Raw genomic sequence first — 24379 nt, 5'->3', positions numbered from 1 at the left:
GAAAAATATGTATATGTCCATAAAAGAGATTGTGGATTCAGCTAATAAAAACCAAAAGCCAATTTATGAATTAGCAATCGAACAGGAAATCAAACAAACTAAAACTTCTTATGAAGAAGTTTGGAGTAAAATGGAAAGAAATTTAGCGACTATGCAACATGCAATTAATAAAAGTATCGAAGGCGACGGTGTATTTTCTCCAACCGGGTTAACCGGAGGGGATGCTGTAAAACTTAAAAACTATCGAGAAAATAGGAAAACTCTTTCTGGAGATTTGATGGTGTTAGGGATTCAAAGTGCTATCGGTGTTAATGAAGTAAATGCTGCATTAGGAGCTATTTGTGCAACTCCAACAGCAGGTGCGAGTGGGACGATTCCGGGAGTCCTATTTAGTATTAAAGATACGTTGCAGTTAAATCATGAAGATATGATTCATTTTCTATTCACTTCAGCGTTATTTGGAACGATAGTCGCAAACAACGCTTGTATTTCAGGAGCGTACGGAGGATGTCAAGCTGAAGTAGGAAGTGCCTCAGCGATGGCGGCTGCAGCTGCGGTAGAAGCTGCGGGTGGAACCCCACAGCAATCTTCTGAAGCTTTTTCGACCGCATTACAAAATTTACTCGGTTTAGTTTGTGATCCGGTCGCTGGTTTGGTTGAAATTCCTTGTGTAAAGAGAAACGCCATTGGAGCGACAAATGCTTTAGCAGCAGCAGACATCGCATTAGCCGGCGTAAACAATATCATCAATGCTGACGAAGTTATTGAAGCAATGTATAGGGTTGGAAGACAGATGCCTCGTGAGTTAAGAGAGACAGGTTTAGGCGGAATTGCGGCTACACCTACAGGGATTGCCATTAAAAATAAAATCTTTGGGGAGAAACAATCAAATCAATAAACAACTATCGATAGCATTGTGAAATATTTAACAATATGTACTCTATTGTTTGCCTAAGGATGTCTGTATGTTGGGGGAATTATCAATAAAATATACTACTATATAATTAAAATATTTTGTAAGTGGTAACAAACCCTTGGGGTTGCAGCTTCGCTATTGATTAATTTAGAAGAGGGATATTCGTTGTGATGCACTATATAAGCAATTCATTTTTCAAGAACAGTCTATATTCCTATACCTTAAATAGAGAATTAAGAATAGGACACGAGGAGGAATTATTACATGAATGGGAATACTGCAAAAAACATAGAATTTCAAGCTGATAATACTGCAGTAAAAGATGAGAAATATCTAGACCCTAAAAAGTGGCATAAACAGGATACTACCTGGGCATTGAGCCTTTTTGGAACAGCAATTGGAGCAGGGGTACTCTTTTTACCGATTAATGCAGGTTCAGGTGGTTTATTATCATTGCTGTTAATTACCATACTTGCCTATCCTGTTATGTATTATTCACATAGGGCGCTTGCTAAAATGATTTACGCTTCGAACTCTGCCGATGAGGGGATTACAGGTACTATAAGAGAGTATTTTGGAAATAAGGCAAGTATCATTTTTAACATTGTATATTTCGTCTCCATTTATACGATCGTGCTGATGTACTCGGTCGCACTTACAAATACCGCTAGTAGTTTTATCGTGCATCAATTGCACATGCCGGAGCCTCCAAGGGCCATTTTATCACTTGTCTTAGTACTTGGTCTTATCGCTATACTAAATTTTGGTCAAGATATAACTGTAAAGATCATGAGCATGCTAGTGTATCCTTTTATAGCTTCTCTACTTTTTATCGCAATATCTTTGATTCCACAGTGGAATACGTCAATGCTTAGTTTTTCAAGTGTTTCTACTGCCTCAACAGGAACAGGATATTTAGGAACGATATGGATGATACTTCCAATCATCGTATTCTCGTTTAATCATTCACCTATGATTTCATCATTTGTTGTGAAGCAGAGAGCTAGTTATGGAATAGACGCTACTGATGCCAAGTGTGCTCAAATACAAAAAGTTTGTTATATCATGACATTCGCTGTTGTTATGTTCTTTGTTTGGAGCAGTACTTTAAGTTTGACTCCAGATGATCTTAAGGTAGCAAAAGAACAGAACTTGTCAATCCTATCATACCTTGCTAATGAGCTTAATTCGCCAGTAATCACTATTGCAGCTCCTATGATTGCATTTGTGGCTATTACAAAGTCTTTCCTTGGCCATTATATAGGAGCGTATGAGGTAATGCGTGACATGATTGTCAAGTCCGGTAAAAAACGTGGGAAAGATATAGGAGAAAAAACAGTTAAGACAATAATTCTTACTTTTGTCGTATTAACATGCTGGTATGTTGCTTATACAAATCCAAGTATTCTTGGAATCATTGATGCCCTTAGCGGTCCGCTAGTTGCTGCTATCTTATGTATATTACCAATGTATGCGATCCATAAAGTACCAGTACTTGCTAAATACAAAGGGAAAGCGAGCAATGTATTTGTCATTATTATAGGTATCCTTACTGTCCTAGCAAGTATTCAGTCATTATTCTAATCCACTGTTGTTAGTACTGATGCAAAAAACATGGGATATGAAAAAAATAAAAATTCTTATCGGAACTGAACTCTATATTGTTGAACTAAAGAGATCATGGTTTTGGACAAACTCCTCATCTTGGAGAGTTTGTCTTTTTAATTATATGCATAACTTTTATACTAGCTTAAACAGACTAGATTAATAGTAAATGAAAACTTCATACAAACCACACATTAACTCCACTACTAGCACAAACTACAGTTGTATACTTTAAGTATCATTTTTCAACAATAAACATTCGAACATACTAATATTATGTAATATGGAAGTTACACTACATTAGAAGAACACAAATAAGGGAGAGCGTATACTATGACAAGATTTGCGAATCAGCATGTAGAGAACACGATTTTAGAAGAGGATGTAGAGCTTTTAAAACTTATGGCACACCCAATGCGTTTAAAACTGATCAATGAGCTTTCTAAACATAAAACACTAAATGTAACCCAAATGACCGAAATTTTAAACATTCCACAATCAACAGTTTCCCAACACTTATCTAAAATGAGAGGGAAGGTTCTAAGAGGAAATCGTCAGGGGTTAGAAATTTACTATAGCATCGAAAACCAAAAAGCTGAAGAAATTATGGGATTATTAGGACCAATACAATAAAATATTAAGTTTACCATTTAAAGATTTACTTATATAGAATACTAAGCCCTCCTTGTTGTGGAGGGTTTTTATTTATTAATTTTTTAAGTAATTATTACTTTAATCCAATGACATCAATATCTTAAATATGTCACGATTTAAAAGAAGAGGGAATATCAGCTGTTTTTCATAGCTTATCAAATGGCGAAGTTCCTAAGGGTGGAGTAATCACGGAAGAAGGTATATTAGACAATACCATCTATACAAGCACTATGTGCATGGAGTCTGGCGCATATTATTATCATACCTACGATTGTAGACAAATTAAAACCATTGATTTATTTGATGCAAACTAATTAGAATAGGTAAACTGTATAAAATACAAATTCAGGGTTCTTATGTGGTTTTAATCTGTTTTTAAATGAAAAATCAATAACTCATAAATATTACAACCTTCCAAAAATCAAAAAGGAAGCGTGATTAGCTTGTAGATTAAGTCTGTTTTAAAACTGATGTATACGGGGGACAATCCCATAAACATCAGTTTTAAAACATTAGATACTTTATTTATCAAGTTAATGCGAGTTACATCAGTATAGGAAACGTTGGAAATCTAAATCTTTGTTTATATGTTAATTACTTCAAACGTATCCCTTCGAATGCGTTTATAACCAAGTCATGTACATAGGATTCATCCAACTTTTCACCGGTTACTAGCAAGCGATAAAAAATTGGTCCGTAAATGAGATCGATGCTTAATTCAACATCGAGGTTTTCTTTTAATTCTCCTCTGTTAATTCCCTTCTCCAGAAGTTGCTTTGCTTGCAGTCGACGTGGCTGGAAATATCGAGCACGATATTCCTCTGCTAGTTTCGAATCAAATTGCCCTTCGCCAACTAACTCATTGATAATAGTTCCTTCTCGACTTATCAAAAAACTGGCTAAACTTGTAGCGTGAATTAAAATATCATTCAAGGCTGAACCTGTGTCAGGTACAGGCAATCTGGCAGCAGCAGCAGAAAGAAAACCATCCATTACCACAGCAGCCTTATTTGGCCACCATTTATAAATCGTAGCTTTGCTGACTTTAGCACGGTCTGCAATTTTATCGACTGTGACTGCTTTAAATCCACTTTCCAATAATAACTCATAGGACGCAGAAAGGATGGCCTTTTGGGTTTCGATATTACGTGGTCGACCTCTTTTACCTTGCACATTAATCATTCCTTTCAAAAACATAAACTATACGTTTAGTATACTTAATATGAATAAAAAACAAAATAGCCTATTTACAAAACTGAACGTTTAGTATATATTTTTAGTTAATTAATAAACTGAACGTACAGTTTATTAATTAACTAACATCTTGTAATGGTATGGCTACATTTAGGTTCCAAAATTCAATAATTAAATTGCTAAAAAACATTTAGAAAAGGGGGATAAAAAAGAGAGGAAATTGGACCTTTTAAAAGCAGAATGGAAATTAGCTCAGACTTAATTTATTACAATAAAAAATGGCATCGCAGTAGTACTTGCCAAAGGGATTTAGTAATTTTGAAATAAAAGTATGGGAGGAAATACTTATGTCTAATTTTAAAAATAAAGCAATTGATAAGGACATTTCATCAGGTTTAATCATTCTTTTAGCAACTGCATGTGGTATTATTGTGGCTAATCTTTATTATGCACAGCCTTTAATTGGGCTAATTAGTAATGAAATTGGGCTTTCTAATAGTAGCGCTGGATTAATTGTAACGCTAACTCAAATTGGATATGTTGTTGGCTTATTATTTCTTGTGCCTTTGGGGGATATTGTTGAGAATAAAAAATTGATACTTATATTGTTATTTTCAAGTGCATTTGCACTCATTTATATGGTTTTTGTAAAAAGCGCAACCTTGTTGTTAATTGCTTCATTCTTTATCGGACTGGGTTCGGTCGCAGCGCAAGTGCTCGTACCTCTTGTATCATATCTTTCATCTGAAAATGCACGCGGTCGCGTAGTTGGCAACGTCATGAGTGGTCTGTTATTAGGTATTATGCTTGCGCGACCGATATCTAGTTTAGTAGCCGGTATGTGGGGATGGAATGCAATATTTGCTTTATCTGCTACTGTAATTATTGTTTTGGCATTTGTATTATCGAAAGTACTCCCTACTAGGAAACCAAAGGCAAAAACAAATTATAACACCTTACTTAATTCAATGTGGCAACTACTACGAACTACTCCAATTTTACGCCGTCGTGCCATTTATCATGCTTGTGTATTTGGGGCTTTCAGCTTATTCTGGACCACTGTTCCATTATTATTATCTAGTCCGGCTTTTCATTTTTCCCAAACTGCCATAGCATTGTATGCACTTGTGGGAATTACAGGTGCGATAGCCGCTCCAATAGGTGGTCGACTAGCCGATCTTGGCTGGACACGATCCGCCACTGGGATAGCTCTCACCGTTGTTATTATTTCTTTATTACTTCCACTTTTTATTCAAAGTAGCTCACCCTTTGGAATAGCTGTTTTAGTAATTGCTGCAATTCTGTTGGACATGGGAGTATCTGCAAACCTTGTGCTTAGCCAACGTTTAATTTTCTCGTTGAGTCCAGAAATCCGTAGTCGATTAAACGGGCTATTTATGGCTATTTTCTTTTTGGGAGGTGCTGTTGGATCCTTTATTGGAGGATGGGCATATGCCTTAGGTGGATGGAATCTAACATTATGGATAGGAATCGCTTTTCCGACTATAGCTCTACTTTATTTTGCTACAGAGAAATAGTTCTATAATTTAGTTTTACCAGTCAGGATATGGAATGCCTATTTATTGTTATATCTGAGTTTTAAAGGTTATTTGTGAATTGTATGGAGTTTTTGTATTAAAAGCAAATCTTTATTTTCTATTGCTGTAAGTGGAAAAGACTCGCCTTGTTGAATATATCTGAAATGCAATAAAAGAGAGCTTGTGTAAAAACACAAACTCTCTTTAAAAAGAAATAACGCAATTGAAATATCTATATATTAACAATTGGTTTCTTATAATTCTATACTTCCTATGTTGAGAAGTAATATATTGGTAGGTTGTTAAAACTTAAATGTATTATTGACTTAATATTTCAGCTTTTATGCAAATAATATTGAATTTGAGATATTTTTTAAAATATTGGTAATGATGAGGTTTTATCTTAAAAATCGTTTAAATCTTATGTTTAAACGATTGAATTGAGAACAAGGTCTTCCTATAGACAGCAGGAAATACACGGTTCTCTACAGAAAAAGAAAAACAAGGTAACATCAAAAAGAGACAGATAGTTTTCATTAGCTGTGAAATCAATAAGTGCTAAGTTAATGTCTATCAATTGTTATTGCGGAAATTGTGAGGAAGGAGGTGGAGTAAGAAGCAGAAATTGTTATGCCTTTTGGAAGATTACTGACCAAGAACGCATTCCGTTTTGTGATACAGAAGTCGCAACTCCAAAGTAATTAAAATCTGGGTTTAAAATCTGTGCTCTATGCCCAAAGGTGCTGATATTCATCCACCAGTTTATTGCCTCTTTAGCAGTTCCAGGTTGGCCGCAATAAAGGATCCAACCAAGTTTTAATCCCGTAATACCTGCGTCTTTTAACATTTTACCCTCGTCTCCGTTGAAGGTAGGGCTGTAATGTTGACAATTTCCAGTAATAGCTACGTCATTTACTTTTAATTGGGTTACTTGAGTTATGCGGTTATTTATAGATAAAGGTTTTAGTCCTGCTTTTTGTCTTTCTTGATTAAGAAGATTTATCATTCGAGTTACTTCAGGATTAATTTGTCTGAAATACTCATTATAATAATCATAAGGAGATTGATTATATCTATTAAGATAATGGTACAGAACAGGTTCAAACATGAATGACCCTCCCTGATTTTCCTAAATTAACCATATATTTTATGTTTAATTTAGGAATGTAGTAAATTGTCCATTGATAAAAAAGTTCTGAGTAAAAACTCTCATTAATTATTGTATTCTAAATGTGTGCCCCCACATGTTAAAACAAAAAGACTAGAAGCAACTGGAAAAGCAACATGAATTCATTGGTCTGGTACAGGATGTAATGGATCATTGTGAACATAATCCTATTGTCCATTATTAATCGATATATATAATGAAAAGTTTTTCCTTTATAATTTGACAACCTATTGATGTGATTTAAGTTTCATGAAAAGCTATATATCTAAAATAGGAGGCTTAATACCGTTAAGGAGATCCCAAGAACTTAATCCGAAAGAATATTCGAAATGCGGATAATCAACTATGCTGGTAAAATGCCCACCCCAACTTAAACCAAGTTTTTCTCCTATATACCCCATTTGTTTGAATTTTTTGATGTTCCCCCAAGGGATAGAATTATTTACGTACGGCGCAGCATCAAAGGCTAATCCCCAGTTGTGATATGATTCCCCGCCTCTAGCGTTTGTTACCTTTTTACCAAGTTTCCATCTTCCTAAAGAAAATAACTGATCCTGTTCACTCCAACTTCTAAACACTGAATATATTCGAACATCTAAACCATTAGCTTTCGTTAATTCTAGAAACTCTTTAGCTAACATCTTAACAAATGGGTGTAAGGAGTTTAAGTGACTAGAGCTAGCATAAAATTCATTTTTAGAATTAGGATTAAATAATCTGTGGCGTGTTCTAGGTGTAATATCTCCAGAAGGGTATAAATTCTGCTTCTTTTGGTATTCTTGTGTGGATTGAATAGTTGATATACCGAATATTCCATCAAGTTGTCCCAAATAAACGCCTTCAGTTTGCAGCTTTTTTTGTATTAATATTACGTTCTCAAACAATGATTCCCAAGTTTTCATTTCTACAATTCCATTTGGATTTAATTTAGTTTTCTCTTGAAAAATTTTTGTGTATTTATTTGTCTTTTCATCAAAAAAACCAGTAATAGCAAGTTTTTCATAGTATACTCCCAAACCGTTTAGATTTAATTGAAGAATTGTTACATAATATCCTGTAGAACCTAATTTAATAGTGGGTAAATTCTCCATATTTCACCTCTGGATTTTAGAATGCTGTTACTTATTTATAGATGATTTGAACTTTAATATGACAGACACCAATAGTAAAAGAAGAAATAGCAAATGTTTTCTGTTATATTTACATGGTTTTCAAAAGTAACATTTTTGTAATTAAATTTGTTTTAAAGTAAAAATTACTATATTCAATAGTTATAAAAAGTTTATTGCTATTTTCTAAATATAGACTTAAGAGAGGTAATCTATATAAAATTTTTTATAAATTAATCTAAATCTTCAATTCAAAAATTTCTTTGTAAAATACATATATAGTTTTGAATTACATTAAGTTATCTTTATAAATAAGGTTATTTAATTTATATAGTATGTAGCAAAAGTATAACTATATTAACCTTTTGAATCGAAGGGATATTTTGGATAGACTAGCAGAAGAGGGTGAAGTTTTAATAGAGTTGTCCATATGTAATTTTTGATAATTCTAGAGAAACTTTAGATAAAATAGGCAATTATATGATTTCCAAAAAATAGAGTTGAGCATAATATCTTGGATAAAGGGCCTTTTTTATTTTGTTTATATACGAAAGTTTTAATATAAATAGGATTTTAAAGAGAGGAGAGATGAGTTTGTATAATTCTAATCAATATTTTTCTGGAGATTTTAAACCTCCTTCTTCTACAGCAAGGGTAAGGGGAGAGGGTCAGGAAGCTTTTTATCGGCAACCAAGTGGCAAAATATTTGCAAAAATATATGAAAAAGATACAGAAAGACCGATTAAGGGTGTCAAAGTATCAATTCATAAAATGACAAATGAAGGGTATATTTTAACTTCTCGCCAAAGTGATGTTATTACTTTATATACTAATGAATTTGGTGAAACTGATACAGTTGCATTGCCTACGCCCTCAAAAGAGATGGCAAACGATCCTTTAGGTTCTAAACCATATAAAGAATATGCTATTTCCATTGAAGCTGCAGGTTATGCACCTGTAGTACTGCGTGGTACACAAGTTTTTGAGGATGTTACTGCTATTCAAAAAATGGAGCTTATACCCATTAGTGGGGCGGAAGGACGGGATTCTGTTGAAATAGTTGATATTCCGGAACATACATTAATTGGACAATATCCTCAGCAAGAATCCCAGCAAGAACTCGAGACACAACAAGAAACAAGGGAAGATATCAATAAGGAAATTGTATTACCTGAATTTGTTATCGTTCATGATGGTCACCCTAATACGTCAGCAAGAAATTATAAAATAAGATTTAAAGATTATGTAAAAAATGTGCTCGCTTCTGAGGTTTATCCGACCTGGGAAAAAGAAGCGTTGTTAGCTAATGCACTCTGTGTAATGACTTTTACATTAAACCGTATATATGTAAGCCCTTATAAAGGGAAAGGATTCACCATTACAAGTGATACAAATTTTGATCACAAGTATATTCATGCGAGAAATACCTTTGAAAGTACTGATGATGCGGTCGATGAGGTATTTAAACAATATGTTGCAAAGCATGGAGAGAATGCACCGTTTTTCACACAATATCGTGATGGTAAAAAACAAACATGTTTATTTGCAAAACGACCAGGAATGCTATATCAATGGGGAACGCAGTGCCTAGCTAAAAAAGGAATGAGTTATTTGGATATCTTAAAATATTATTATCAAGACGTTGAAATCCGCTTAGCTGAATTTATACAAGTTACTAAAGGGTTCCCAGGAAAAAATTTAAAGGAAGGAGATCAAAATGCTGCTGTTGAAACTATTCAAAAATATCTATTCCATATAAGAATAAGATATACAGATATTCCTGAAATAAGAGTAAGCGGTATGTTCGATTCAAGTACAGTAAATGCAGTTAAAGTATTTCAAAGACAGTTTCAAATTCCTGAAAATGGAGTTGTAGATGAAGTAACTTGGAATAAACTTAATGATATATATGTGTATGTTACAAACCTCCCTGGTATTTATCCTATTTTGCAGAATGGTAGTCAAGGAGATATCGTAAGGAAATTACAAAATTTATTGAAGCATTATGGTTTTTACGAAGGACAATTAGACGGATTTTTTGGACTGGGAACTGAAAAATCAGTGAAAGAATTTCAGAAAATTAAAAGTTTTACTGTTACAGGAGTAGTGCGTAAAGAATTATGGATGGTCCTTGAGGCAATACAATATACTATGGGAACTTCCCGATCTCCTTTAACGAATAATTCAATTTTACAGCAAACTAATAAAGGATTAAATATTAAAACACAAACGTCTTTTCAAAATCAAAAACCATTGTCTATATATCCTTCTTCTATGACAAATTCGTCCGCTTATCAGCAGGCACAATCTTTCCACAATAATAATAGATATTATCCATTTTCTTAATTAGTGAATGCTTTTAAAGCAACTAGGAGTAAATAAATGAACAGACATAGAAGGAGGATGAATAGATTTGAATGAAATTTATTTTTATCAATTGGATTTAGGACAGCAGCTATATTATCAACCGTATCCATTTTTTAATGAAAAACAACTATATTATGATACACGTGATTCTTATAGGGCATCAACTGGAAAATTAATTGTCTCTGTTTATGAAGTAAATACAGATAAACCAATTAAGGGTGCAAAAGTATTCATCCGTAAACAAGATGAAAGTAGTCAAGTTATTGCCACTCTTCAAACCAATGACATTGGTTTAACAAGTGCCATCTCGCTATCAGCGCCTCCCAAAGAGTATTCTTATAATCCATCAGGCCCTAAACCTTATACAGAATATATCCTTACAATTGAGGCACCTAACTATGGTATAAAAATAATTAGAGGTGTACAAATATTTCCAGAAACTACAGCGAAACAAAGAGTAGATATGATTCCTGCTAATCGAACAGAAGAGCTGCACTCAATTGAAATTATTGATGTACCTCAGCATACATTAACTAAACAGTATTTAGAAAGACAAATTCAGCCGTCCTTTATTAATCCTTCAGCTTTTCCTTCATATGCGCATAATTTAAATTTACCCCAATATATTATAGTTCATGATGGAAATCCTAATGATTCGGCTCCAAGATATAAGGTGGAATTTAGGGAATATATAAAAAACGTAGCTGCTTCAGAACTATACCCTACATGGCCAAAAGAAGCTCTTAGAGCTAATATAATTTGCATAACATCTTTTGTATTAAATCGTATATATAATGCGCATTATTTGGAAAGAGGATTTACAATCAGTAGCACTCCTTTGTTTGATCAATCGTATCATTATGGTAGAAATACATTTTTTGAAATTGATGAGTTAGTTGATGAAATATTTAATCAATACATTACAAAACCGTATAGTGTTGAACCGATGTTAATCGTATATAGTAGTGGGATAAGTAATTATCCAAATGAAAGATTTTGTAGATGGGGAAGCAAGTACCTTGCTGATCAAGGGATAGATTATGTTAGTATAATTCGTGCCTTTTATCCACTATCAGAGATTAACTTTTTATAATCAATAAGTAACAATGGAAAGTTAGAAAGGCAACTGAACAGAATTATTTTTAGAAATATTATTTTGAAGTACTCAAAAAATAAAAAATATAAAACCGTGGAATAATTAATTTCTTCGGTTTTTATTAATTTCTTTAGTTTAATTCAAGTTAAAATTATAAAAAATATTGTTACTTTTATTGGAGTTAATAGAACGCTACTAGGATTTTTAAGTCTTTTTAGCCAAGAAGACTCCTAGACTCCTTCCTGAAGGAGTGTGGAGAGGCATTGCCCAGTGAGTAGGTGGGAGATGAATTGAAACAAGGCATGACAGAAAGCCATCATAATTGTTCGACATACATAAACTGTTACTTCACTACTTGTGGAATGTACGTTCTGTTTATAGTGGTTATATAAGGAAATGTAGTTGAATCAAATGAGGATTAATAAAGCCTATAAGTTTCGTATCTATCCAAATTGAGTACAAGCAATTTTAATTAACAACACGAATGGTTGTTTTCCCTTTGTATTCAATCATTTTCTATCCCTATGGGATCACGCATACAAAGAAATATATGGTACATGCTCTGCTAAACTTCCTGCCATGAAGAAAGAGTTTGTTTGGCTAAACGAAGTGAAAGTGGGGGTAGTTCAATTCAATATAAACTTGCACAAGTTAATAATTATGCTCTCATTATGAGTTTACTTTGAAAAAGAATATTTAAGTAATTAAGAGAAGTTTTACTTAACCTTAAAATAAATAAAATAATTAATTTAATTACATGAATTTATTAATATAATTCGAAATATTTAAGACTGTAAGGATAAAAATTCATATTACCAATGCATTAGAAAAATATAGAAAAGGGCAATATATAAATAATGTTAAGAAATGTATACTTAGGAGGATGAAAAATGTCTAATATGGGATTTGAAAAAGATTTACTTTTTAATCAAAACTTAATAGCTTTGCAACAACAGCAAGCCCAGAATCGTTATATTGAACGTTCAAACAAGCGTGAGAACCTGCAGAATGAATTACAGTATAAAAACCCATTAGAAGTAAGTAAACCAGAACGAGCTTTTTTTCGAAAAGCAATTATTAATCCACGAGATGGATTAGCGATAGAGCGTATAATTGGTGCGAGTGATTTATTTCCCATTTCTTATTTTGAAGCAGGACTTAAAGCTGCTAAACCTGTCTGTAGAATCGAGGTTCGGGATCGAATTGGAAGGGTTCGCGGACATGGCACAGGTTTCCTTGTATCGCCTTCTTTGCTACTAACGAATAATCATGTTTTAACAGATGAAGACGATGCATTATTTAGCCTCGCACAATTTGATTATGAATTGGGTTTAGATTTAAAAGAAAAAGAGATAAAAAATTTTCGTTTAGCACCAAATCGTTTCTTTATGACAAATGAGAGACTTGATTTTACATTAGTTGCCGTAGAAGAAACATCTGCTGACGGTACAAAATTGAGTGATTATAACTTTCTACCATTACTATCACGTAAAGGCGGAATATTGGTAGGTGAACACTTATCAATAATTCAGCATCCTTCTGGTGCGCCAAAAATGGTAGCAAATAGAGAGAATAAAATCTTAGACATATTTGATGATTTTATTCATTATGAAACTGATACTGAACCAGGATCTTCTGGATCAGCTGTATATAATGATGAATGGATAGTTATCGCGCTTCATCATGCAGGTGTTCCGGATCCAAAAGATAGTACAAAATATATAGCAAACGAGGGTATACGTATTAGTAGTATAGTTCAGTTTGTTATGAATCAGTTACAAAATTTAAGTGATGATAAGAAGAAACTACTGGATGAGCTTGCAAAAGGGTGGGAATTGGCTGAAGATAATTCTGAAATATTATCTTCAGAGAGTCTAGCTCCAGATTGGTATAAGGGCTCTAAAGGTTATGACTCGAAGTTTTTAGGTGATAATTATGAAGTTCCCCATCCTAAATTACGTTCTGATCTTGAAACAGATGTAGCACTTCTTAAAAATGGGGAGAGAATACTAAATTATACACACTTTTCAATTGTCATGAGTCAATCCCGTCGATTAGCATATTATACTGTAGTTAATCTTGATGGAAATAAGCTTGTAGATCTGGGACGGAATGATAGTTGGGTGTTTGATTCACGGATAGATCAAAAATACCAGTGTGGACCTGAGTTGTACGCTAGAAATGAAATCGACAGAGGGCATCTTGTTCGTAGGTTAGATCCTGTTTGGGGAGACTTAGCCAAGAAAGCAGAAAGAGATACATTCCATTTTACAAATTGTTCTCCTCAACATAAAAACCTTAACCAGAAGACATGGCTGGATTTGGAGGATTATATTTTAGAGAAAGCTTCAAAGTTTAAATTTAAAGCAACAGTTTTTACTGGACCAGTATTTCGTAGTGATGACATAGTTTATCGCGGCGTACAAATACCTGCAGAATTTTGGAAAGTAGCTGTTATGGTTAAGGAAGATGGGAAATTATCAGCTACGGCGTATTTACAATCTCAAAAACATTTAATTGATAATTTAGAAGATGCGTACGGTGCATATAAAACATATCAAGTACCTGTGCTAAAAATTGAAGATTTAACGGGGCTTGATTTTGGAGAATTACGGAATTACGATCCAATTGCTCACGTAGAAGGTCTAATTGGTCATATTATTGAATCACCTGAAGATATAAAAATCTGATTTCTGATATTTTTAAAATGTTTTATCATTTTTTGATAAAATTCCTCCACCTCAATTTGCATAAAGGTGTAATAGTATCTGCAAAGAGGTGGGGAGACTAAGTAGCGTTCTTTAAGGGTTAAAGGTTCTAAAATATATAGCACATTATATATGGTACTGTATATTAAATCTTATAATGCTGTTGTTAATTTTGATTATCTTAAAAATTAAATTTACTAAACGGGGTAAAAAATGATTCATAATAACTCAAATGATGTAAAGAAAAATGAAGTAGGATTAATACCATTTGAAGTGTTGGAAGTTGTTGATAAAGTTCATGAAATACCTGAAGGTGTACAATTAATAAACGCTCCGGTAGCATGGGATAAAAGTGAAAAAGGAAAAGATATTGTGGTAGCGGTACTAGATACAGGATGTCAAAGCGATCATATTGATTTAAAGGATCGTATTATTGGAGGAAGAAATTTTACTACTGATGATAATAGCAATCCTGATAATTATTTAGATTTAAATGGACATGGAACGCATGTTTCAGGAACAATTGCTGCTACAGAAAATAATAAAGGTGTTTTAGGAGTAGCACCTCAAGCTAAGTTGCTTATTGTAAAAGTATTGGGGGGGCCGGATGGTTCGGGCGTCTATGAATGGATAATAAATGGAATTAATTATGCAGTAAGTTGGAGAGGGCCTAATGGAGAAAAAGTAAGAGTTATTTCCATGTCTTTGGGAGGACCTTATGATGTTCCAGAACTACATCAATCTGTAAAAAATGCGGTGAATAATGGTATATTAGTTGTTTGTGCAGCTGGAAATGAAGGAGATAATAACGGTAATACAGATGAGCTTAGTTATCCAGGTTGCTACCCAGAAGTTGTAGAAGTAGGTGCAGTTGATCTAGAAAAAAAGGTGGCTACATTCAGTAATACGAATAAGAATGTTGATTTAGTTGCACCTGGAGTAGAAATTTTGTCAACTTATATAGGTGGAGGCTATGCAAAATTAAGTGGAACGTCAATGGCAACCCCTCATATTTCAGGGGGTGCTGCATTAATTATTAAACATTGTGAAAATAACAATGAATTTGATAGAACACTATCTGAGAATGAGATTTATGCTCAATTAATTAGACGGACAACGACTCTTAATTATTCTAAACGGTTAGTAGGTAATGGGTTATTAGATTTAGCAAAAGAATAAAATTGAAAGTGCTGAATTGCTTGATATAAAATCAGGATATTGCATTGTCTCAGATAAAAATCATTAAAGATAAGTATGTTCTTTTAACGGAAAAATCAAAGGAATTTATTTGGAGTTCTCAATTCTTGATTATATGTATATTTAGTAGTAATTTTTTATTATAGTATATGAAGAAAATGAATACAAATTGAAATTCAGCCCATGTTTGAGAGGAGATTGAAGGGTAGCTAATATTGTTTCTTTGGATAGTGAGTATCTAAAAGACGAAACAAAAGAAATGAAAAGAAAAAGTATTTAAAATGTTTGAAACGATATCTAATATGAAATTTATTATAGATTTTTTATTCACTATGACTATTCTTTTGTTTAATCAAGGCTAGGACAGGCGTTGGAATTTTTAGAAATTGTAATTTAAAAGCCAAGACGTCAAGGGATGAGTTAAGAATTCATCGGTATAATAAACGGTGGAAAATTACTAACATTTTTAAGAGGAAAATAGTTTCCAATAAAAGTAGTAAACTTTTCAAATGTACAGAAAAAATCTTTCCTAAAAGGCCCTATTCAGTAACCTTTAAGGAAAGATTGAATGTATCTTGTTGATATAAAGTCGAAGTGTGGAATAAGTTAACACATAAATACATGTTTTTAATAGTTTAATTTTTTATTTATTAGAAAGTATGCTTTGTATATAATTTTTTTGTTTTACTGCATACTCTTTGCAACCTCTACAGCTTTAGAAGCATTCACTAATCCGAACCCTGTTGCAACATCATGCCCTGGTTGAGCAGGGTTATTCTGTTGGGAGTGACCTTTTATTACATCTCTAGCAGTTTCTTTTAAAATGTCTCGCAATTGCAATGGAGTTAGTTTTTTATTTACTTGTTTTAATAAAGCACATATTCCGGCTATCTGTGGTGCGGCAGTTGAAGTTCCACTAAAAGCTGCCCACCCATCACTAGGTGAAGTCTCGTCACCTAGTGGATATTTTATTTCAGCTCTTTCACGATCATATTTTTCATCAGGATCGACTGGTAGCATTATATAAGCAGCGATTGGTGGGAGACCACATAAACCACATATATCAGGGACTTGACGGTTTTGGTAAATCTCACTTTTATAACCACTGGCAAATGGTGTTGCTTCCATAGAACCGTCTTTTGCTACAAAAACACCTCCTACAGAAATGACATCTGGATGCATCCCTGGAAATGGTTGTCCTCCATTTCCGCTGGCAAAGATAACTGTAATGCCTTTCTTTACTGCATCCGCTATTTTAACTGCAAAAATGGTTTGTTGGGCTGTTAACGCATTTGGTGGTGTGGGAAATCCCCAACTACAAGTGATAATATCAGGATTTTGTTCTACTGCTTTTTCAAAAGCACCCATTGCCATAAACATGTTCATTTTTACTACAGTTAAATCTACTTCTGGTGCCAAAGAAAAAATATTGGCAGCGCAACCTGTCCCATGCCCCGTTTCGTCATGTATTGGTTCAAAGGTATCAGGACCCAAAATAACTGAATTTATATGGTATTGCCTTGTAAGAAAAAATGGATGTCTATAAAATCCAGAATCAACCATTACAACTTTTATTCCTTTTCCAGTAATCCCAATATCATGCGCTTCTTTTGCTAAGAGAAGTTTAATCAAATCGTGTGGAGGTTCTAGGTAATAATAATCCTTTTTAGGAGGATTAGGAGATATTATTCCAGAGGTATTAGTATTTTCTACGTTTCCCATTGATGGTGTATGTAAAATCGCTTTTTCGTTAATAGCAATGCCCTCTAATACATCTGCTAAATCACTATTTTTTGTATCAATTAAACCTAGCATATTCGAATTTATTGAGTCTAGTATGGTTGTAGATGTTTGTCCTGTTATTTCTGGTACCTTTAGTTCTTTTGCTACAATTTTAGTATGAAAAACTTTTTCGAAAGTTAAAGGGGAAGCAGCAATTGAAATCGATGTTTCTCCTACGTTTAGTACTCTAAATCCATGTTTCTTCAATTTTTCAACAGCATTTTGTATTTTAGATTTATCAGAATAAAATTTTTCAACAGTTGCACTTGTAATGTTTTTTGAAGTTGTGAATATGGATTGACCACCAATGGAGTGAACGGAGGCCTCGGCATAAATTATTCGTGGCAATTCGGATGTAAGTGTATTTTGCATAATAAAACCTTCCTTTAATATAATCCAATTATATTTATTACTTTCACCAATTATAAGATTGCTAAAAGTTAAAAAAACGCTTTTGAGTATCAAAAATATTTTTATCATTTTAGCTAAGAAAACTTATTCCTCTAGAACGCGAAGGATCATCATGGCCCAGTACAGCATGTAGGAGATGAATCGACATCAGATAAAGAATAGTAATGAAACGATAAGGCTCTTAACCGTAAGGGCTGCAGAGATAGCCTGATAAATTAGAGTTCTATCGAACACGTTACTTAGGAATCCCCAGTTCTAAACAAAGTGAAAGAGGGGGAGGTTAATAAAACCTACACGTTATTCACATACTTCCATACCCGAACTAAAGCTTCTACTATTGGATTGATTACATCATTGTCTATAAAGTATGCATTATGAGCTAATGGATTCCAGCTTGTGATTACATTTCCTACATTAATTTCTCTGTCTTCAGTTACAGCTTTTGCATAAGTTTCATCAATATCTCTTAATGGATAACCTAATACATCATCTTTATCATAAAAATTGATCCACTCACCTTGTAACCCTGGATAAAAATCGTTAAGGTTTGCAGAAGGAATATTTATAGGACGATTAAAATTATAGTATCTTAAGCTCCATAGTGGTAATGTTGTTCCTAATGTATAAAATAATGTTAAGGTTTCTCCTTTTTCTAAAGGTGATAAATTATTTTTTTCTAAATCTTTATGATTTACTTTGAATTGTAAATCATAGAAGTAGTTACTTGTAATAACAGAACCTAGACTGTGCGAGATCACACAAAGTGGAGCACTTTCTCCGGCTACATTAACAAGGTCATTTAGATTCTGTTCAATTTTTTCATGTACTCTTTCATAATTCTGCTTGGCTGTTTCTACAGGTTGGTATGCAATTACATCACCCAAATAATGAATAATGAAATCTCTTAAATCATTGAAGTGTAAATTCTTATTCAACACAATTGTCTGAAAAAGTTTATTTTCTCTTTCAGCGAATAGTTCTGCCCAATGTATTGGCTTAAATGCTAACTGTGACGTAGGATCATCAATTATATGATTAAGGTGACTTGCAAATCGTTTTTTTATTTCTTCAATCATTTTATCAGCAAATTCAGCTTTTTGTTCACCTATACCGTGGATTATTGCAACTGCTATTTTTTGCAATATGTTTTCTCTCCTTAGTTATTGTAAATTGATAAAACTTCTAAAATCCTTCATATTTTTTACAACTATTATTGAATATATGTATTAAACAAAAAATACGCTTCTTATGTGATCTCTGAGGAGTTTGCATGAGGGTACTCCTCTTGTGAATTTCGTAGTATAAACGCTCCGGATTTAAAAATATATAACAAAAAAATTTAAAAAAGCTACTAAAAATATATATTTCCAATGGATTTATTTTGAAATAGATCAAATAATTAACTTTGACATTTTTAGAATTGAACCGGCATATATATTGATTATTCGAAAAACAACTAAAAATATTATGAATAGAGAAAGGAGTTATACATGGGAAATTGGTTATATGGAATTTTGTTTAATAATTCAGATGAATTCGTTAGGTGGCTTCAAAGTATACAAATCAAATCAAAACTCTCAAGTATACATATTCATCATACTTACGTACCTAATCATAGTCATTTTAAAGGTAATAATCATCATTACCTACAAAATGAAATGAAAAAATTTCATACAGAAATAAATCATTTTCCTGATATCGCTCAACACATTACTATATTCCCAGATGGTAAAATAATAACAGGAAGAAATATAAATAAAAAACCAATTTCTGCCAAAGGTTGTAATGGAAATGATAATGACCATCCATTTATGTTAGAAATGGTAGGGAACTTTGATTTAGGTTTTGACCAATTAAAAGATAAACAATTAGACACTGTAATAAAAATTACACGTTATTTTTATCAAAAAGGTGCAAAAATTCTTTTTCATAGAGAATGTTTAATCAATGGTCTACCACCTAAAAGCTGCCCTGGAACGGGTATAGACAAAAATTGGTTTGTTCATTTAGTTCAATCAAGATACGTATAATTAATATTTGGAATACTATACTAATTATGGTTCTTTAGCATAGTTTTTCAGATGAAGATATACTCTTTAAAGTAGAAATATGGAGAATAAGGCATGAGATATTTTAAAGAAAAATCACCCGAAAAATTTATTTTAGTGGTTGTTGGTTGCTACTGACGTTTTTCTTTAATCTATTACAATGTGTTTGAATTCCTGAAAAAGTGTGTTATTTCAGTTCGCCCAAAAGCCAACATGCTAGGGATTCATGAATATGGCAAACTAATGTATCTAAATTGGAAAGTGAAAAATATACCTGCACAATTATTTTGTCATTTGGAAGAGATTTATTCCAAGGTTAATTGATGGTATTGTTACCTCTATTCTGCAATTGATAAAGATGGACACACATTTGGGATATTTAACTACGTGAAAAACCGGAACACCAGGCCGTCTATGCTATAATAGAATGATTTGTAAAACATTTAAAAGAACAAACAGTTCTTAATAGAAACAATGCGCCCGCATTCCTTTATGCATATAACAAAGGAAGAAAAATAAGGATTTTTTCAAACTACAATGCACTGTACAATCAAACATTTAAACAACCTTGTTGAACAGGATTATAGACATGGAAAGAGAAGTTTTGCCAAATACACAGTTTTTTAAATCTTCTTCAAAAGGTATCGTGATCGATCATGCTATATCTAAATAAAGACTCCGCCTTTTCAATGTTTAAGGAATTTCAACAATTACTTGCTAATTTCTAAACATTGTTTCCTATTTACTTACCCATTTACGCTTTTTGTAATTTTGCAACACAACCACAAATGGCATATAGATTCAAGTTTATTATAAAAACTTAGATAAATAAAAACTGTAGAAATAATTAAGCTATATGGTTTTTCTGTATATTATTATTAAAAAGTTTGTGTTTGGTTAATTTTATTAAAAATCTTCTGCTTAAAAAAGGTAAGTGAGTAAGTAGTAAGTTTTTTAATTAATATTTATTTGATTATGCAAAAACTTAAGATAAAATCAATGAAAAATCAATTTTACGGGCATAGTTAGGAAAATCTACAAGGGGGTTTCTATTCCCTTGGGTGTCTTGAATACTTTGATTTCGATGTCGTTCATATATACTTACTGGAAATTCTTCATGCCATTTAAGTAATAATTCAATATCTATATTTTTTTCTTTATCGTTTGTAATTTCATCTGGATATCTTAGTAAAAAGTATAAAGTAGCTCGAGCCACTATGCCTTTAGCATATTCAGGTTCGAATAAATTCTCCTCTAATTTTCCGCACTCTTGTCTAATAATTTTCTGTTCTTTACCTCCTTCATAATCTGAGAAATCATGATAAGGATAGTTACTTCTCAATGAGTTACAGGATGGTTCACATGCGAATAAATGATGTAAATCACCTCTCATTGGTTCCTGTTTATGAAACCATGATTGTGGTACTACATGTTCACAGTTCAGTTTATTGTTTTCTTCAATTCGCTTTTTTTGGGTTTTTAATTCATTTTCTGTTAATGAGTGATTAGCAAGAAGTAAATCTAATTCATTTTTTCGTTTGGTGAGTATTTCAAAGTCTTCAGCAATAACGTCTTCTGGGTTTCGTATCTTCCCTGAGTAGATACTTTTTAATTTTCCGTCTTCTTGCAAATCCACCCAATTATATAAATATTGTGTAGGGTTATACTTAACTGGTTTATGTGTATTTTTTAACAAGGATTGTAATGCTTTGAATAATTCATTTGATTTTAATTCCTCGAAATTAATTGCTGCATAATAGGTTGCTAAAATGTGTTTTTCCAAGTCCAAATCTAAATATTTCCCTGCATCTTTTCCAATAATTTCTTTATTTTTATTAAGTTCATTAAGAAGTTCCACTTGTTCACTTTCTTTCACGAATAAGGTCGAAAAATCATCTTCTGGAATACTCGAATTATTTTTTGTCATAATATATTAGTCCTTTCATAAGAATTTAATAGTTAAGCTTAGATAATTCATTCATTAATTGTGTCCTTCAAAGTTAGATTAAATATATTATTTTAGATAGGTAATTCAATACTTATAGAATAAGGAATTTCACATGCGTATAAAATCCTATTAACACTTATGTGAATTGTAATTTAACAGTAAGAATCTCTGTAACCAAAGGATTTGGTGGTATTAGCTGATAAAATATAATGTTATTTGTATATTCCTTTAATGCATTGTTAATAATTTAATAATAAGATTTAGGTATTTAGACAATAAATAGATGGGATTCTTCCTGTATCAACCTTATTTAATGATCTAAGAGCCATACTGTAACTTGAAAACATAAGTGCATCACGAACATTTGAATGGGATAAACCAAGGGCGAGATTTAACTCATGTTCACCTACATTCATTAGATAAATTCTTGATAAGGTTAATTTAATTGACCAGGATTGACTGTCAACAAATCAGCAAGAATTCCATTGTAGGCGATGGAAGGGTAGGTAAGTACCAGTACATTTCCATTACCATCAACTTAGATTGTTATTACTATGCTTACTTGTTGGAAGGCTTTTAGATCATTTATAGAGGTCTCTTTGGAGTTATTTCAGTTCAATAGTTATTAGTACGTGCATTAAAATTCCTTTTTTTAATTTTATACTGGACTATTTTCAGATGAATTTTATTTAATATTTGTAAGTATGTATTGGTCAATACAATTATACTTTACTGTAAATCTAATTTATGGTTTATAGCAAGTTCTTGTAAAAATGTTAATAAGGGACGAAGTTCTACAGGGGCATTTAAATCATTACAGATAAAGTTTTTTTGTTTATCATTTTCCTTTAACAATAGTTCGTAATAGAAAATACTAGGCGGGAGGGAAGTGTGCTTTTCAGTAATAGTATCGTTTATTTCCCAAATTTGATATTTATTTATTATATTTTGTATTTTTTTTGAAATCTTTGTTGGTAATTTATTTGTTTCTACATTATAAACTAATTGTAAATTGGCAAATCCTCCATGAGAGGTAAAATTAATTTCCATAAGTTTTTCTCCCCCTAGTATTATTTTGTTCCATTCTTAATTCTTCAATAAATGAGTATTTAGAGTCCTACGTCTCTAAATGCAGCACGTACAGTCTGTGTTGTACCAAACGGCAATTCTCCATCTTTAGTAAGGATTTGTGCAGATCTAACTAATATTTGTACGGCATCTTTGAAATTTGCGTTTGTCCAAAGGTTTTGTAGTGCATGATACCATAGTTTAGCCGATTTTTCCGTCCCAATGTCCATTGCAACTAGATAAAAAGCTCTATTGAATATTCCACTATTAATATGTACACCATGATTGTCTGCAGGACCGTCAAAGTAATTATTCATGTGACTTGGTTGAGGGTCTTTCCCCATTAAAGGATTATCGAAAGCTGTTCCGGGTGCTTTCATTGAACGTAAAGCTTCTCCAAATAATTTAGGACCCATAATATCATTTCCTATTAACCAATCTGCATCATCTGCTGATTGTTTATTAGAATATTGTTTAATCGCAGTTCCAAAAACATCAGAGAAATGTTCGTTTAAAGCTCCAGATTGGCCTTCATACATTAAATTTGCAGTATATTGTGTAACCCCATGAGTTAATTCATGACCAATCACATCTTTAGAGTTTGCGAAATTAATGAAGATTTGACCATCCCCATCTCCAAAAACCATCTCATCTCCATCCCAAAATGCATTTAAGAAATTCACACCATAATGAACATTTAAAATTAAATCTAATCCACGATTGTCAATGGAATTTCTATTTAAAACATTCTTAAAGTAATCACGTACAAGACCTGCATATTCATATGCGTGACTAACAATTTCATCTGCGGTATTAGGATCACCTTCAGCGCGAACCATTTTATGACGCAATTCCCATTGATTTTCACAATCGTATACTTGACGTTGCGCTTGTTCATTTGATGAAAATTCTAATGATGGATTTTTACTAATTCCAGCTTCAACTTCCAACACATGAATGTCTTTTTCTTTTCTCTTTAACCTAGAGTCTCTACTATTTTTAATTGTTAATTGTGTTCCATCAATTCCGGATCTAGCCATATTAGATAGAATAGATGGTGGAACAAAACTACATTTACACTTGCTGTGCTTTTGGCACATAAAACCAACTCCTTTTATTAGATAGATTCGTACATCATTCTAACCAATAAAAGGTAAATTATTCCTTTTCGGGTATTCCATTAATTATTTATCAATATATAAATTTTGAATTTAAAAAGATTAAAAAAATATATGTGCTTATAATAAAAAATCGATTATTTTCTTAATATTTTAAGCATTTTTTTGCTATAAGGTCTATAACTTAAAGGAAACGGGTTTAACTATCTCTAGTGAATAATTGATAAAGAAGGGAGCATAAAGGACATTCAAATCAGTAAAAAGAAGCAAGACTATCTGATTATCTATGTTTTTATGAAGGTATCCAGTGAAAACCTTTAAGATGGTTTAGCAATATATTAGAAGAGCCTACTTTAAGGATTAACTAGGCTTATTCACTATATAACTGTGTCTTAATTATTGATAAAATGATCTAGAAAAATTTTTTCTTCTTGTTTGTACATGAAGAAGAA

17 protein-coding genes and 4 pseudogenes are annotated in these 24379 nt (G+C 32.5%); 12 read left to right on the top strand and 9 right to left on the bottom strand.

Going from position 1 to position 24379, the window contains the following annotated elements; all coding sequences use genetic code 11:
• The first annotated feature begins 7 nt into the window (after positions 1–7).
• The 4 genes and pseudogenes from sdaAA to MRP26_RS20865 all read left to right on the top strand — a co-directional run.
• Complete coding sequence (gene sdaAA / locus MRP26_RS20880; protein ID WP_088346437.1) at positions 8–898, top strand: L-serine ammonia-lyase, iron-sulfur-dependent, subunit alpha; 891 nt, start codon at positions 8–10, stop codon at positions 896–898.
• A 282-nt stretch (positions 899–1180) separates the two neighbouring features.
• Positions 1181–2500 carry an aromatic amino acid transport family protein gene (locus tag MRP26_RS20875; protein WP_242806807.1) on the top strand — a complete coding sequence of 440 codons (1320 nt, stop codon included), beginning with the start codon at positions 1181–1183 and terminating at the stop codon, positions 2498–2500.
• Positions 2501–2854: 354 nt separating this feature from the next.
• On the top strand, positions 2855–3154 hold the full coding sequence (pagR, locus tag MRP26_RS20870) for a transcriptional repressor PagR (RefSeq protein WP_000196515.1): 300 nt from the start codon (positions 2855–2857) through the stop codon (positions 3152–3154).
• Positions 3155–3288: 134 nt separating this feature from the next.
• A pseudogene (locus MRP26_RS20865) lies at positions 3289–3486 on the top strand (linear amide C-N hydrolase); the annotation flags it as partial.
• A gap of 283 nt (positions 3487–3769) precedes the next feature.
• On the opposite strand, the gene MRP26_RS20860 reads toward MRP26_RS20865, so the two are convergent.
• A complete protein-coding gene (locus MRP26_RS20860) occupies positions 3770–4357 on the bottom strand; it encodes a TetR/AcrR family transcriptional regulator (RefSeq protein WP_100249670.1) in 588 nt (195 codons plus the stop codon).
• A 359-nt stretch (positions 4358–4716) separates the two neighbouring features.
• Between MRP26_RS20860 and MRP26_RS20855 the strand changes: the two genes are divergently transcribed.
• The gene (locus MRP26_RS20855) at positions 4717–5907 is read left to right on the top strand and encodes an MFS transporter (RefSeq protein ID WP_242806805.1); all 1191 of its coding nucleotides are present in this window, start codon (positions 4717–4719) and stop codon (positions 5905–5907) included.
• Between the two features lie 628 nt (positions 5908–6535).
• On the opposite strand, the gene MRP26_RS20850 is transcribed toward MRP26_RS20855, so the two are convergent.
• Together MRP26_RS20850 and MRP26_RS20845 are read right to left on the bottom strand one after the other, a co-directional pair.
• Complete coding sequence (locus MRP26_RS20850) at positions 6536–7015, bottom strand: CAP domain-containing protein (protein ID WP_179884081.1); 480 nt, start codon at positions 7013–7015, stop codon at positions 6536–6538.
• Between the two features lie 317 nt (positions 7016–7332).
• Complete coding sequence (locus MRP26_RS20845; RefSeq protein ID WP_242806803.1) at positions 7333–8166, bottom strand: peptidoglycan-binding protein; 834 nt, start codon at positions 8164–8166, stop codon at positions 7333–7335.
• A 612-nt stretch (positions 8167–8778) separates the two neighbouring features.
• Here MRP26_RS20845 and MRP26_RS20840 point away from each other — a divergent pair.
• The 5 genes and pseudogenes from MRP26_RS20840 (at position 8779) to MRP26_RS20820 (ending at position 15534) form a co-directional block, all read left to right on the top strand.
• Positions 8779–10530, top strand: coding sequence for a peptidoglycan-binding protein (locus MRP26_RS20840; protein ID WP_242806825.1), 1752 nt, complete (start codon positions 8779–8781; stop codon positions 10528–10530).
• A 67-nt stretch (positions 10531–10597) separates the two neighbouring features.
• Positions 10598–11644, top strand: coding sequence for a SpoIID/LytB domain-containing protein (locus MRP26_RS20835; RefSeq protein ID WP_242806801.1), 1047 nt, complete (start codon positions 10598–10600; stop codon positions 11642–11644).
• A 414-nt stretch (positions 11645–12058) separates the two neighbouring features.
• Positions 12059–12286 (top strand): annotated as a pseudogene (locus MRP26_RS20830) (helix-turn-helix domain-containing protein); the annotation flags it as partial.
• Between the two features lie 251 nt (positions 12287–12537).
• Complete coding sequence (locus tag MRP26_RS20825) at positions 12538–14337, top strand: DNA/RNA non-specific endonuclease (RefSeq protein ID WP_025686820.1); 1800 nt, start codon at positions 12538–12540, stop codon at positions 14335–14337.
• 231 nt (positions 14338–14568) lie between these two features.
• The gene (locus MRP26_RS20820; RefSeq protein WP_197241985.1) at positions 14569–15534 is read left to right on the top strand and encodes a S8 family peptidase; all 966 of its coding nucleotides are present in this window, start codon (positions 14569–14571) and stop codon (positions 15532–15534) included.
• A 702-nt stretch (positions 15535–16236) separates the two neighbouring features.
• Here MRP26_RS20820 and MRP26_RS20815 read toward each other — a convergent pair.
• Positions 16237–17706, bottom strand: coding sequence for a S8 family serine peptidase (locus MRP26_RS20815; protein ID WP_025686818.1), 1470 nt, complete (start codon positions 17704–17706; stop codon positions 16237–16239).
• Positions 17707–18035: 329 nt separating this feature from the next.
• The gene (locus MRP26_RS20810) at positions 18036–18887 is read right to left on the bottom strand and encodes a chemotaxis protein (RefSeq protein ID WP_088344693.1); all 852 of its coding nucleotides are present in this window, start codon (positions 18885–18887) and stop codon (positions 18036–18038) included.
• Positions 18888–19235: 348 nt separating this feature from the next.
• Here MRP26_RS20810 and MRP26_RS20805 point away from each other — a divergent pair, with 348 nt between their 5' ends.
• Together MRP26_RS20805 and MRP26_RS31090 are read left to right on the top strand one after the other, a co-directional pair.
• Complete coding sequence (locus MRP26_RS20805) at positions 19236–19775, top strand: peptidoglycan recognition protein family protein (RefSeq protein WP_025686816.1); 540 nt, start codon at positions 19236–19238, stop codon at positions 19773–19775.
• Positions 19776–19868: 93 nt separating this feature from the next.
• Positions 19869–20521: pseudogene (locus tag MRP26_RS31090) on the top strand (DDE-type integrase/transposase/recombinase).
• A gap of 257 nt (positions 20522–20778) precedes the next feature.
• Here the strand turns inward: MRP26_RS31090 and MRP26_RS20800 are convergent.
• The 4 genes and pseudogenes from MRP26_RS20800 to MRP26_RS20785 all read right to left on the bottom strand — a co-directional run bounded on the left by MRP26_RS20800 (position 20779) and on the right by MRP26_RS20785 (position 23909).
• A complete protein-coding gene (locus MRP26_RS20800) occupies positions 20779–21720 on the bottom strand; it encodes an endonuclease I family protein (RefSeq protein WP_242806799.1) in 942 nt (313 codons plus the stop codon).
• A 281-nt stretch (positions 21721–22001) separates the two neighbouring features.
• Positions 22002–22193 (bottom strand): annotated as a pseudogene (locus tag MRP26_RS20795) (matrixin family metalloprotease); the annotation flags it as partial.
• A gap of 277 nt (positions 22194–22470) precedes the next feature.
• On the bottom strand, positions 22471–22791 hold the full coding sequence (locus MRP26_RS20790) for a protealysin inhibitor emfourin (protein WP_025686814.1): 321 nt from the start codon (positions 22789–22791) through the stop codon (positions 22471–22473).
• 59 nt (positions 22792–22850) lie between these two features.
• The gene (locus MRP26_RS20785) at positions 22851–23909 is read right to left on the bottom strand and encodes a M4 family metallopeptidase (RefSeq protein WP_000336537.1); all 1059 of its coding nucleotides are present in this window, start codon (positions 23907–23909) and stop codon (positions 22851–22853) included.
• Positions 23910–24379 lie beyond the last annotated feature (470 nt).

Source organism: Bacillus sp. CCB-MMP212 (genome assembly GCF_022748145.1).
Lineage (GTDB): Bacteria > Bacillota > Bacilli > Bacillales > Bacillaceae_G > Bacillus_A > Bacillus_A cereus.
This window is presented reverse-complemented; position numbering and strand designations above follow the sequence as displayed.